Genomic DNA, 14,065 nt, shown 5'->3' on the forward strand with positions numbered 1-14,065 from the left:
GAATATTTGTTAGTAAATGAGCGAAGAAATATAGCTTGCTATAGTAATAGCGATATTAGCGCCGGCGCGTCCACGGGCTAGGCGAAGCGATAAGACAGGTGTTCTTCCTGGCTTATCGTGAGAGCCATGCCCAAAGCGGCCGAAGCGTTTTAAAACATGTTGTTTCTTAAATTCAACTCATATAATTGAACCATACATACTTTGAAAGACGGCGGATTTATTGTCTGCCAAAACAGGAGAAAAGGAGCGGATAGGGATGAAGATTTACACGAAAACAGGAGACAAAGGGCAAACGAGTTTGATCGGAGCACGCACGGACAAAGATGCGCCGCGCGTAGAAGCTTACGGTACTATTGACGAAGTGAATTCATTTATCGGCAAGGCGATGACTGAATTGGCGCCCGAGACATATGCAGATTTGTTGAGAGACTTGGAAGCCATCCAAAACGAATTATTCGACTGCGGCGGCGATTTGGCCGATGTCCGAAAAGAACCTAATTACAAAATGACGGAAACGCCTGTCGAGATTCTGGAAAAACGCATTGATGAATTGATGGAAGAACCGCCATTGCTCGAACGTTTTATTCTGCCGGGAGGTTCTCCCGCAGCTGCGACGCTGCACATCGCACGCACCATTACGCGGCGTGCGGAACGCCAAACGGTCACTTTGATGAAATCAGGGGAAGATTTCCCGCTGGTTGTCCAGCGCTATTTAAACCGTCTATCCGATTATTTGTTCGCAGCATCACGTGTCGTCAATTCACGTGCCGGTGTGCCGGACAACGAATACGTGCGCAGCGCCAAAGTGTTCAAGAACGGCGGCCGCAGCAAAAAGTCGGTGGAATAGGATGACGACAAGAAAACTGGCGCTTGCCGCTTTATTCATCAGCTTGTCCGCCATCGGGGGCATGATTAAGATTCCTCTCGGCATTGCGTCCATCGCGCTCGATTCGACGCCTGCACTGGTTGCCGTGCTGTTCTTTTCGGCGCCGCTGGCGGGTACCATTGCGGCATTGGGCCATTTGATTTCAGCATTGTTCGGCGGTATGCCGCTCGGACCGTTTCATCTGATCATCGCAGTCGAGATGTGGGCAGTGGTGTGGCTCTTTGCGAAACTGCACCAAGCTGGCAAAACTTGGCTGAAATGGCTGGCATTTATCATCGGCAACGGAGTGGTGGCGGCAGTGCCGTTTTATTTCCTGTTGTCGCCGGCATTTTTCTATGTATCGGTACCGGCCCTGTTGATTGCCGCTTCCATCAATGCCGCGGTTGCTGCCCTGCTGATGCCTTACGTATTAAGATTCCGTGGAGGGTCGTTCCATGCGCCATGAGATAGTGCTTGACGGCTTTGTCATCACTTCGGATAATTCAGCGGCCATCGGTGAAAAACCGCAGGATGCGGTCTACGCTTCCGATGTGGTGACCGCTAAGTTTGCGGCACGGGTCGCGCTGCTCGAACAATGGGCAGCGGGCAGTGAACCGCAGGCCGTGCTGCTTCATAATTTCAGCGGAGCCGATCAATGGGCTGCCTATATGGCCGGCCTCACCGAGCTTTTCGCTGAAGCGGGGAGCGTGTTGCCGCCGATTTCAGGAAGCACGGAAACCAATATGCCAACGCTGCAATCAGGCATCGCCGTGACGATGATCGGCAAAAAGAATCGGAACCTGGCACCTGCTGAATCCCTGCGCTGGTTCGTCTATGGCGTTCCGCTGATCGGGGAAAAAGTGCTGGCCAGGGCGGATCAAACCGCTGATTTGGGCCTGATCCAAAAAGCATTTGGATCAGCATTGGTCGAGCGTATTTGGCCAGTCGGTTCGAAAGGAATTGCACAGGAAGTTGCGCTGTTGATGGGACGGCCCGTGAAAGTTTCCGCGGCTATTGACATGAACAGCTCCGGCGGGCCGGCCACCTGTGTCCTCGTCGGTGTGCAACCGAAAAATGCTGAACGTGCCCAGCGTTATTTCGGAGAAAATCTTTTTTTGATGAAGTTCAGGCTGTAGACAAAGTCTTTCCGGAATGAATAACGGTGCATAATCCCAACCGCACTAGCCACTTTGCTTTCCGTGGGCTCAGCTTCGCTGCTCCCACAGGAGTCTTCGTGGCCAGCCCGGTTGGGAGCATACGCTTAAATGAAAGAGAAAAACTTGCTAGTCGGTTCCAAGATGAAAATAGTCCCAAAAAATCTAGTAATCCCTTCACTCAAGGATCCGGAGCGCAAGGCGGCGACTCCTGCGGAATAGCGAAGTGCCGAAATCCACTCGGGCGATAGTCCGAGTTAGTTCGGCGCGAGCCCGCGGAAAGCGTCCGCCTGGAGCGCAGGATCCGGTATAAATACCATGAAATGTGTAATCATTCTGTAAAAGACATAAATATTCTTTTGTCTACAAGCTCGACATCATCCATCGTTGGATGATGTTTTTTTTTGCCTATAAAGCTTTTCCTAGTTCCATGGACAGAATAGCGAACCCGCTGTTTGTTCGGCTTTATTCAGCAGACGCTCGACTGATTTTTCGCAATCTGACAAGAGCAGATTGCCTTTATTTTAGAATCTCTCCTAAATATAGGTTGACTGAATGCTCATTCATATTTTAATATAGAACATAGTATCGACAAGCTGTTTCTGTTCACGTAAACTTTGGGTAAGTAATTTTTAGAATTTACACACATAAGGGGGATATCGCGATGGAGCCATTGCTGATTGCAAATTGGGTTTTATTCATAGCTGTAACCGCTTACGCCATTTATCTCTTCCTCTATTTATTGAAGTCGAGATATGATTTTATCCAGCTCGGCAAAAAAGTCGAGTTTGAAGAAAATTTCAATGAGCGTTTGCGTAAAGTCATGGTCAATGTTTTTGGACAAAAGAAATTAATGAAAGACAAGAAGAGCGGGACCATTCACGTCATGTTCTTTTACGGCTTCTTGTTGGTTCAGGCAAGTGCCATTGATTTCATCCTCAAAGGCTTATCGCCGGATTCACATTTGCCGTTAGGCCCGCTTTATCCGGCCTTCACGTTCTTCCAGGAAATCGTCACATTGACGATTCTGGTTGCCGTAATCTGGGCGTTCTACAGACGCTATATCGAAAAGCTGGTTCGCTTGAAGCGCGGATGGAAATCAGGACTTGTCCTCATTTTCATTGGTGGACTGATGGTAACAGTGCTGATCGGCAACGGAATGAACATGATCTGGCACGGACACGAAGGGGTCTGGACAGAACCTGTCGCTTCGCTTGTCGCCGGGGCATTTGCCTGGTTGCCTGAAGCTGCAACTGTAACGATTTTTTACGTTATGTGGTGGGCGCATCTCTTGTTCCTACTGTCATTCCTGGTTTATGTACCACAATCCAAGCACGCTCACTTGATCTTCGGACCGGTCAATACCTGGTTCCACAGAGTTGATCATGTCGGGCGCTTAAAGCCGATCAACTTCGAAGAAATGGAAGACGAAGAAGATCCGGATGCTGTACCTTCGTTCGGCGTTGGGAAAATCACCGATTTCAATCAAGGACAGATGATCGATTTCTACGCTTGCGTGGAATGTGGCCGCTGCACGAATATGTGTCCGGCAACAGGGACAGGAAAAATGCTGTCTCCGATGGACCTGATTACGAAGCTCCGTGACAACCTGACCAACACAGGCGCAGTCATGACGCAGAAAAAACCATGGGTGCCGGCGATGGCATTCAGCAATACGCAAGGAAACCAACTGGCGATGGCTGCCGGTGCTGAAGGGATCAGCATCGATGAACTTTACAGCCCAAGCCTGATCGGAGACGTCATCACAGAAGAGGAAATCTGGGCATGCACGACGTGCCGTAACTGTGAAGACCAATGTCCGGTAATGAATGAGCACGTAGACAAAATTATCGACCTTCGCCGTTACCTGGTAATGACGGAAGGGAAAATGGACCCGGATGCTCAGCGCGCGATGACCAACATCGAACGCCAAGGAAATCCATGGGGCCTTAACCGCAAAGAAAAAGAAAACTGGAGAGATGCACGTCCAGATGTCCATATCCCGACAGTGAAAGAAATGAACAAAGCAGGCGAAGAATTTGAATTCCTTTTCTGGGTTGGTTCCATGGGTTCATTCGACAGCCGATCACAAAAAATCGCTTTGTCGTTTGCACGCCTGATGAATGAAGCCGGTGTGAAATTCGCAATTCTCGGCAATAAAGAAAAGAACTCGGGTGACACGCCGCGCCGTCTCGGAAACGAATTCCTGTTCCAGGAACTGGCAACGGGCAACATCAAAGAGTTCGAAAAAGCGGAAATCAAGAAAATCGTCACGATCGATCCGCACGCTTACAATATCTTTAAAAACGAATATCCGGATTTTGGTTTTGAAGCTGAAGTTTACCACCATACTGAAATGCTGTTCGAATTAGTCCAAGAGGGCCGGTTAAAGCCGCAGTTCCCGGTAAACGAACGGATCACATTCCACGATTCTTGTTACTTGGGCCGCTATAACGATGTTTATGACGCACCGCGCGAAATATTGAAAGCGATCGAAGGCGTGGAATTAGTCGAAATGGTCCGTAACCGACAGGACGGCATGTGCTGTGGAGCCGGCGGCGGACTGATGTGGATGGAAGAAGATGCAGGCCATCGCGTCAACGTTGCCCGTACCGAACAGGCACTCGAAGTCAGCCCGACCATGATTTCTTCCGGCTGTCCGTACTGTTTGACAATGTTGTCAGATGGCACGAAAGCGAAAGAAGTCGAAGAGCAGGTTGGAACTTATGACGTAGCGGAACTATTGGAAATGGCCGTGCTCGGCAATAAGGCACCAGAGCCTGAAGCGGTTGTCCAATAAATACAATCTGTCATGCACCAAACTTGCCAGCAAGAAATTATTGCTTATTAACAGATAATTGAGTAGAATAACAGCATAAGAAGAAAAAGAAAGGGAGTAGAGTGCTCCCTTTTCTTTTGCATTAAAACCGAGCGAGCGTTCAGTCAATCGTTTTAACCCTGCAAGAATCGAATTAGGCGTACCAATTATATTTTTTTCTAACAGTTGAAACCGTTTACAATAAAGCGCAAAGGGGAGAAAAATAATCATGGCAAAAACAGTCATCATTGATGGAGCACGCACAGCATTTGGGAAATTCGGAGGAAGTTTGAGCACATTAACGGCAAGTGAACTGGGAGCGGAAGCGATCAAAGCGGCGATGAGCCGCGCCGCTATCCAGCCGGAAGACGTCCAGGAAGTGATCATGGGCAACGTTTTGCAGGCAGGGCAAGGGCAGATTCCTTCTCGCCAGGCAGCGACAAAAGCGGGGATTCCTTACAACGTCAAATCTGAAACCATCAATAAAGTGTGCGCATCCGGCATGCGCAGTGTCTCCTTGGCAGACCAGATCATCCGCGTGGGTGATGAAGAAGTGATTGTTGCAGGCGGCATGGAATCCATGTCCAATGCGCCTTATTACTTGCCGAAAGCGCGCTGGGGATTGCGCATGGGAGACGCTCAAGTGGTTGACGGCATGGTCCACGATGGTTTGTCCTGCTCGTTCCATCCCGATAAGGTCCATATGGGCACTTACGGAAATTCGACCGCTGAAGATTTCAGCCTGACGCGCGAAGCGCAGGATGAATGGTCAGCCCGTTCGCATGAGCGCGCCATAAAAGCGAAAGATCTGTTTGCGGAAGAAATCGTCGCCATCGACATTCCGCAGCGCAAAGGAGATCCGATAACAGTTGATGTTGATGAATCTCCGCGTGCAAACTCCACAATAGATGCGCTGGCGAAATTAAAGCCGGCATTTGGCAAAGACGGTACGATTACTGCCGGAAATGCGCCTGGCATCAATGATGGTGCCGCAGCACTCGTGTTGATGAGCGAAGAACGTGCGCAAAGCGAAGGGAAAAATGTACTGGCACATATCTTGTCCCATACAGAAGTGGCAATCGAGCCGCATCGTTTCCCGGAAACACCTGGAATTGTCATCAACGAATTATTGAAGAAAACCGGCAAGTCGCTGGATGACATCGATTTGTTCGAAATTAATGAAGCCTTTGCGGCAGTCGCACTCGCGAGTTCAAAAATCGCCGGTTTAGACGCTGAAAAAGTCAATGTCAACGGTGGCTCTGTAGCACTTGGACACCCGATCGGGGCAAGTGGGGCACGCATCATCCTGACATTGGCCTACGAATTGAAACGCCGCGGAGGCGGCATCGGCATTGCAGCCATCTGCTCAGGTGGCGGACAAGGCGACGCCATCATGATTGAAGTTCCCAAGGAGGCAAAATAAGCATGTCGATTCAAAATGTAATGGTCATTGGCGCCGGACAAATGGGTTCCGGCATCGCACAGGTTTGTGCGCAAGCAGGATTAAATGTGAAATTGAATGATATGAAACAGGAAGCATATGAACGCGGGATCGAGACCATCACCAAAAATCTGTCCCGTAATGTTGAAAAAGGCCGCCTGACAGAAGATGAAAAAGCAGCGGTCCTTGGACGCATTACACCATCATTTGATTTAAAGGACGCACACGATGTCGACATCGTCATCGAAGCGGCTGTTGAAAACATGGCAATCAAGCACAGTATTTTTAAAACGCTGGACGAAGTGGCGCCGAAGCATGCGATTCTGGCAACAAACACGTCATCCCTGCCGATCACGGAAATCGCGGCAGTCACCAACCGTCCGGAACAAGTTATCGGCATGCATTTCATGAACCCGGTGCCGGTGATGAAACTGGTGGAAATTATCCGTGGTTTGGCGACTTCGGATAGAGTCTATAAAAAAGTGGAAGAAATGACTTTGCAATTGTCCAAAACGCCGGTGGAAGTAAACGACTTTCCGGGATTTGTGGCAAACCGCATCCTGATGCCGATGATCAATGAAGCGATTTTCACGCTTCAGGAAGGTGTCGCGACCAAAGAAGCGATCGACGACATCATGAAACTTGGCATGAACCATCCGATGGGGCCGCTCCAATTGGCTGATTTTATCGGACTTGATACTTGCCTGTACATCATGGAAGTGCTGCATGACGGATTCGGCGACAGCAAATACCGCCCGAGCCCGTTATTGCGCCAATACGTAAAAGCAGGCTGGCTAGGCAAGAAAACCGGACGCGGTTTCTATGAATACACATAAATATTAGGGGGAACCGCAATGGATTTGCACTTTACAGATGAACAGCTTATGATGCGCAACATGGTGCGGGATTTCGCAAAAGAGGAAATTATACCGTTTATCGAAAACATGGAAAACGGCGAATTTCCAACAGCAATTATAAAGAAAATGGGCAAACTGGGATTGATGGGAATCACCGCCCCTGAAAAATACGGCGGCTCGGAAATGGATTTTGTTTCCTATATCACAGCCATTCACGAACTCTCGAAAGTGAGCGGCGTGGTCGGTGTGATCTTGTCAGTCCATACGTCGGTCGGAACTAACCCGATCCTGAACTTCGGATCGCAGCAGCAGATCGAGAAATACGTGCCAAAGTTGGCAAGCGGCGAATATCTCGGGGCTTTCTGTTTGACGGAGCCCGCGGCAGGTTCTGATGCGGCAAGCCTCAAGACAAAAGCGGTCCTGGACGGCGATGACTATGTCCTGAACGGCTCGAAAGTCTTTATTACCAACGGCGGGGAAGCAGATACTTACATCGTTTTCGCTTCCACAAAACCTTCTGCAGGTTCCCGTGGGATCTCGGCTTTTATTGTTGAAAAAGGTACGCCTGGCTTGATTATCGGCAAAAACGAAAAGAAAATGGGCCTTTATGGTTCGAAGACGGTCCAATTGACCTTCGAAAACATGCGGGTGCCGGCTGAAAACCTATTGGGGACGGAAAACAAAGGCTTTAGCATCGCAATGGCGAATTTGAATGTCGGACGGATCGGCATCGCGGCACAAGCGCTCGGCATCGCTGAAGCGGCATATGAATATGCAGTGGCTTACGCCAAAGAGCGTGAGCAATTCGGCAAACCAATCGCTCAGCAACAGGGCATCGGCTTTAAGCTGGCGGATATGGCGACGCAGGTGGAAGCGGCAAAGCTGCTGGTCTACAACGCGGCGGACCTGTATTCAAGAGGCAAAGACTGCAATAAACAAGCGTCCATGGCGAAGCTCTTTGCTTCGAAAGCAGCAATGGATGTGACAATTGAAGCCATTCAGGTATTTGGCGGCTACGGCTATACGAAAGACTATCCGGTCGAACGCCTGTTCCGCGACGCTAAAGTGACGGAAATCTACGAGGGTACCAGCGAGATTCAACGCATCGTTATCAGCAAACAACTAATCAAGTAATTGGAGGAATGGAAAATGAATTTTCAACTGTCTGAAGAACACGAAATGATCCGCAAAATGGTAAGAGATTTCGCGAACAAAGAGGTGGCACCAACAGCGGAAGAGCGTGACGAAGAAGAGCGCTTTGACCGTGAAATCTTTGATAAGATGGCCGAACTTGGCCTTACCGGCATTCCGTGGCCGGAAGAATACGGCGGCATCGGGTCGGATTATTTGGCCTATTGCATCGCAGTGGAAGAATTGTCGCGCGTTTGTGGATCCACAGGTGTTACGTTGTCGGCGCATACATCACTTGCCGGATGGCCGGTCTATACATTCGGAACAGAAGAGCAAAAGCAAAAATATCTTCGTCCGATGGCTGAAGGCACAAAAATCGGTGCTTACGGATTAACGGAACCGTCTGCAGGATCTGACGCAGGATCCATGCGCACTTCTGCTAAAGAAGACGGTGACCATTATGTGCTGAACGGTTCGAAGATCTTCATCACCAATGGCGGCATTGCGGACATCTACGTTGTTTTCGCTGTAACAGATCCGGAATCGAAACATAAAGGCACGACTGCATTTATCATTGAAAAAGACTTTGAAGGTTTCTCGGTCGGCAAAAAAGAACGCAAGCTTGGCATTCGCTCAAGCCCGACAACGGAAATCATTTTCGATAACTGCCGTGTGCCGAAAGAAAACATCTTGGGTGAACTTGGGCAAGGCTTCAAAATCGCTATGCAGACGCTTGACGGCGGACGCAACGGCATCGCAGCTCAGGCTGTCGGAATTGCACAAGGGGCGCTTGACGCTTCCATTGATTATGCAAAAGAGCGCGAGCAATTCGGCAAGCCGATCATGGTCAACCAAGGGGTTTCATTCAAATTGGCGGATATGGCAACTTCAATCGAAGCGTCCCGTCTGTTGACTTATCAGGCAGCTTGGCTCGAGTCGAACAAGCTGTCCTACAGCAAAGAATCGGCGATGGCAAAATTGATGGCCGGCGATACAGCGATGAAAGTGACCGTGGAAGCGGTTCAAGTTTTCGGTGGCTATGGCTACACGAAGGATTATCCGGTTGAACGCTTTATGCGCGATGCGAAAATCACGCAAATTTATGAAGGCACGCAGGAAGTCCAGCGTCTGGTTATTTCCCGGATGGTTACGAAATAAGCGGAGGGTTGCCTTATGAACAAAAAGCGTGAGATTGAGTCTTCTGTGAAAGACGAAAGCCTGATTGAAAAGCGCCGCGAACAGATGATTCGCGGGGCCGTCACGCTTTTTAAAGAAAAAGGCTTTCACCGGACAACAACGCGGGAAATTGCAAAAGCAGCCGGCTTCAGCATCGGTACTTTGTACGAATACATCCGGACCAAGGAAGATGTGCTGTATCTTGTCTGTGACTCTATTTACGACGAGGTGCATATGCGTTTGGCCCGGCTGGATATCGAACAGGGCTCCATCAGTGTCCTGATTGCGGCGATTGAGCATTACTACACATTGATCGACGATATGCAGGATGAGTTCGTGGTCATGTACCAGGAATCCAAATCATTGCCAAAAGACGCCTTAAGCTATGTGCTGGATAAAGAACTTGTAATGGTGGCGATTTTCGAACGCTTGCTGACGCAATGCGTCGACAACAACGAGATCAAGATGACACCGAAAGAAGTGGTCTTGGCTTCCCATCATTTATTCGTCCAAGGGCAGATGTGGGCTTTCAGGCGGTGGGCGTTAAATGATTTCACCATTCAGGAGTTTATCGATATGCAAACCAAATTTCTTTTGCAGGGGATGGCAGGGGAAAATATCTCAATACAGGGGGCTTGACCATAATGGCTACAATTGAAGAAACGAAAACCTATCAACCGAAAAATCATATTCGCTTTGTTACAGCTTCCAGTCTATTTGACGGCCATGACGCGTCCATCAATATCATGCGCCGAATTCTGCAGTCGAGCGGCGCCGAAGTAATTCACTTGGGCCACAACCGCTCTGTTGAAGAAGTGGTCAATGCGGCAATCCAGGAAGATGTCCAGGGCATCTGCATTTCGTCTTACCAAGGCGGCCATATGGAATACTTCAAGTATATGCACGATTTGCTGCAGGAAAAAGGCGCTTCACAGATCCGCATTTACGGCGGAGGCGGAGGCGTAATTTTGCCGCGCGAAATCAAAGAACTTGAAGAATACGGCATTGCCGGCATTTTTTCGCCGGAAGACGGCCGCAAAAAAGGCCTGCAGGGCATGATTACGGAAATCGTTGAGGAATGTGATTTCTCGACAGTAAAGCCGGATCAGCCTATTGAAAACCTGTCAGCCGACGAACCGGTTGTACTGGCAAACATCATTACAGCGGCAGAAGAAGCCCATACACGCGATACCGATACCGATGATTTGCTGAGAGCAGTTCGGGAACAGACGAAAAATACGCCGGTCCTTGGCATCACCGGAACAGGCGGCGCCGGAAAAAGTTCATTGACTGATGAATTGATCCGCCGTTTCCTGTCTGAACTGCCGGACAAGAAAATCGCCATTCTTTCGATTGACCCGACCAAACAGAAAACCGGCGGCGCACTTCTGGGTGACCGGATCCGCATGAACGCCATCTTCAACAAGCGCGTCTTTATGAGAAGTTTGGCGACACGCGGTTCACGTTCGGAGCTGTCCGGTGCCATCGGGGACGTGTTGGATGTCGTGAAAGCGGCAGATTTTGACTTGATTGTTGTCGAAACCAGCGGAATTGGCCAGGGAGATGCAGAAATCGCTAATTTCTCGGACATCTCCATGTATGTCATGACCAGCGAATTCGGTGCGCCGTCACAGCTTGAGAAAATCGATATGATCGATTATGCCGATTTGATTGTCATCAATAAATTCGAACGCAGCGGTTCGCAGGATGCGCTTCGCCAAGTGCAGAAGCAGTATCAGCGCAGCCATCTGTTTTGGGAAAAAGATTTGGACGAAATGCCGGTCTACGGCACAATCGCCAGCCAGTTTAACGATAAAGGAACCAACTCCCTGTTCGCGGCATTGGTGGCAACGGTCAATGAAAAATGCGGAACCGACTGGGAGACGGATTACGATAAATTCGTCAAAACCCAAAAAGAGAACCTCATCATTCCAAACGACCGCCGTTATTATTTGCGCGAGCTGACGGATACGATCCGCGGGTACCACGCAAAAACGAAAGAACAATCCGCCTTTGCGCGCCGCGTGTTCCAATTGGAAGGCGCCATCGAAGCGGTTAAAGAAAAAGCGCCGGATGATGCATTGGTCGCTTCACTCGAATCGCTGGCTGACGGCGTGCGCGATGAACTGACTGCGGAATCCAAACGCATTCTTGCGAACTGGGATGCCTTGAAAGAGATGTATGCCGGAGACGAATTCGTCACATCGGTTCGCGACAAGGAAATCCGCACCATCCTGCGCACAGAAAGCCTGTCAGGCATTAAAGTGCCACGTGTGGTGTTGCCGAAATTTGTTGATTACGGCGAAATCCTGTCTTGGGTTTATTTGGAGAACGCTCCAGGTTCATTTCCTTACACAGCTGGTGTATTCCCGTTCAAACGCGCTGGGGAAGATCCAAAGCGCCAGTTTGCCGGCGAAGGAACGCCTGAACGCACCAACCGCCGCTTCCATTATTTATCGAAGGACGATGATGCAAAACGCTTGTCGACTGCCTTTGATTCAGTGACGCTTTACGGAGAAGATCCGGACCACCGCCCAGACATTTACGGAAAAGTCGGTGAGTCGGGCGTCTCGATCTGTACGCTGGACGATATGAAGAAGCTCTACGAAGGGTTTGACCTTTGTGCGCCATCGACTTCGGTTTCGATGACCATCAACGGGCCGGCTCCGATCATTTTGGCGATGTTCATGAACACGGCCATTGATCAGCAGGTCAAGCTGAATGAAGAAAAACTGGGCCGCACATTGACTGTCGAAGAATTCACTGAAGTCCGTGAAAGTACGCTGCAGGTAGTGCGCGGAACCGTACAAGCCGATATTTTGAAAGAAGACCAGGGTCAGAACACTTGCATCTTCTCGACTGAATTCGCGCTTCGTATGATGGGTGATATCCAGCAATACTTTATCGACCACAAAGTACGCAATTATTACTCGGTATCGATTTCAGGCTACCATATTGCCGAAGCAGGCGCGAACCCGATTTCACAATTGGCGTTCACGCTTTCCAACGGTTTCACATACGTGGAATATTACTTGAGCCGTGGCATGAACATCGATGACTTTGCACCGAACCTGTCGTTCTTCTTCTCGAATGGACTGGATCCGGAGTATACCGTTATCGGTCGTGTGGCACGCCGCATCTGGGCAGTCGTCATGCGCGATAAATACGGCGCCAACGAACGGAGCCAGAAGCTGAAATACCATGTGCAGACTTCAGGGCGCAGCCTGCACGCGCAGGAAATCGATTTTAACGATATCCGTACGACGCTGCAGGCCTTGATGGCGCTGCAGGACAATTGCAACTCGCTGCACACCAACGCTTACGATGAGGCTATCACCACACCAACCGAAGAATCAGTCCGCCGCGCGATGGCGATCCAAATGATCATCACCAAAGAGCATGGTCTGTCGAAAAACGAGAACCCGCTGCAAGGTGCGTTCATCATCGAGGAAATGACGCAATTGGTGGAAGATGCGGTTCTGACGGAATTTGACCGCATCAACGACCGCGGAGGCGTCCTGGGCGCGATGGAAACACAATACCAGCGAGGCAAAATCCAGGAAGAGTCCATGCATTACGAAATGAAAAAACACACAGGCGAATTGCCGATCATCGGTGTCAACACCTACCTGAACCCGAATCCGCAATCGGACGACGACATCAACGCGATGGAAATCGCCCGCGCCACAGTGGAAGAAAAAGAAACACAAATCAACAACCTGCGCGCCTTCCAAGAACGCAACGATTCAGCCGAAGCCCTGGAACGCCTCAAGCAGGCAGCCAAGACCGGCGGCAACATCTTTGAAGAGTTGATGGAAACCGTAAAAGTCGCAAGCCTCGGCCAAATCACCACAGCTTTATATGAAGTAGGCGGACAGTATCGACGGAATATGTAGGTAGAAAAGCGGATCCGCCCATGTAAAGCCCCGACAGGCTTAAGGCGACTTGGCGAAGCGGCGTGTTTTCAGCCGCACAGCCAAGTTGACTTAAGACCCCGAGGGGCTGGGCGGAGAAGCTGGACAATGGAAAAGTGAAAGTGCCTGTTCAGCTCTGACAGGCATAAGGCGAACCGGCAGAGTGGCGTTCTTTGCCACACAGCCGGATTGACTTATGACCCGAAGAGCTAGGCACTTGCAACTGGACAAAGAAAAGCGGATCCGCCCATGTAAAGCTGGATTGGGTAAGGAGAAGCTGATTAAAGGAAGATAAAAGACGCAAAAATCCATTAGAAGTTGGATTTTTGCGTCTTTTTTTGAGCGAAATGCAGGCTGGATTTAATTTGCAGTCGTTCAGACCGATTTACAGTCGTTCAAAGAAATTTACAGTCGCTCAGACCGATTTGCAGTCGTTCAAAGAAATTTGCAGTCGTTCAAAGAAATTTACGGTCGTTCAGCCGATAGGTCCTTAATTACCGCAGAAAATAGGCTGCTAAAAAGCACAATAAAGAAATTGAATCCAATAATTTATTTTACTAAAGAAAAAATTTCCAAAAAAGAAAAAGAACTCATCCCATAATACCCATTCAAAGACATGACCGGTCGATATCCCTCCACTTTTTCTGTATAATAAAAGAATACGCATCGCAGAAAACAAGAAGGATGGATACAATGCGCAAAGCTGTCC

At 49.5% G+C, this 14,065-nt stretch carries 10 protein-coding genes; all 10 read left to right on the top strand.

The genetic code is table 11. The features are described 5' to 3' along the window. Positions 1–256 precede the first annotated feature (256 nt). Positions 257–847 (top strand): cob(I)yrinic acid a,c-diamide adenosyltransferase, encoded by a 591-nt coding sequence (locus J7I83_RS09720; RefSeq protein WP_215100509.1) that lies wholly within the window; start codon positions 257–259, stop codon positions 845–847. A gap of 1 nt (position 848) precedes the next feature. Then, positions 849–1,331: an ECF transporter S component gene (locus J7I83_RS09725; protein ID WP_215100510.1), complete on the top strand. Its 483-nt coding sequence runs from the start codon at positions 849–851 to the stop codon at positions 1,329–1,331. After that, complete coding sequence (locus tag J7I83_RS09730) at positions 1,321–2,001, top strand: alpha-ribazole-5-phosphate synthase (RefSeq protein ID WP_215100511.1); 681 nt, start codon at positions 1,321–1,323, stop codon at positions 1,999–2,001. The genes J7I83_RS09725 and J7I83_RS09730 overlap by 11 nt, the downstream gene beginning before the upstream one ends. A 682-nt stretch (positions 2,002–2,683) precedes the next feature. Further along, entirely contained in the window at positions 2,684–4,819 is a 2,136-nt protein-coding gene (locus tag J7I83_RS09735) for a (Fe-S)-binding protein (protein WP_215100512.1), read from the top strand. 247 nt (positions 4,820–5,066) lie between these two features. Beyond that, positions 5,067–6,260 (top strand): acetyl-CoA C-acetyltransferase, encoded by a 1,194-nt coding sequence (locus tag J7I83_RS09740; protein ID WP_215100513.1) that lies wholly within the window; start codon positions 5,067–5,069, stop codon positions 6,258–6,260. A 2-nt stretch (positions 6,261–6,262) separates the two neighbouring features. Beyond that, a complete protein-coding gene (locus J7I83_RS09745) occupies positions 6,263–7,114 on the top strand; it encodes a 3-hydroxybutyryl-CoA dehydrogenase (protein ID WP_215100514.1) in 852 nt (283 codons plus the stop codon). 18 nt (positions 7,115–7,132) lie between these two features. Next, the gene (locus J7I83_RS09750; RefSeq protein WP_215100515.1) at positions 7,133–8,269 is read left to right on the top strand and encodes an acyl-CoA dehydrogenase; all 1,137 of its coding nucleotides are present in this window, start codon (positions 7,133–7,135) and stop codon (positions 8,267–8,269) included. 15 nt (positions 8,270–8,284) lie between these two features. Next, the gene (locus tag J7I83_RS09755; RefSeq protein WP_215100516.1) at positions 8,285–9,424 is read left to right on the top strand and encodes an acyl-CoA dehydrogenase; all 1,140 of its coding nucleotides are present in this window, start codon (positions 8,285–8,287) and stop codon (positions 9,422–9,424) included. 15 nt (positions 9,425–9,439) lie between these two features. After that, a complete protein-coding gene (locus J7I83_RS09760) occupies positions 9,440–10,081 on the top strand; it encodes a TetR/AcrR family transcriptional regulator (RefSeq protein WP_215100517.1) in 642 nt (213 codons plus the stop codon). A gap of 5 nt (positions 10,082–10,086) precedes the next feature. Continuing rightward, positions 10,087–13,338 (top strand): fused isobutyryl-CoA mutase/GTPase IcmF, encoded by a 3,252-nt coding sequence (gene icmF / locus J7I83_RS09765; RefSeq protein WP_215100518.1) that lies wholly within the window; start codon positions 10,087–10,089, stop codon positions 13,336–13,338. The last annotated feature ends 727 nt before the right edge of the window (positions 13,339–14,065 follow it).

The sequence above is a fragment of the Planococcus sp. ISL-110 genome (assembly GCF_018613575.1).
Lineage (GTDB): Bacteria > Bacillota > Bacilli > Bacillales_A > Planococcaceae > Planococcus.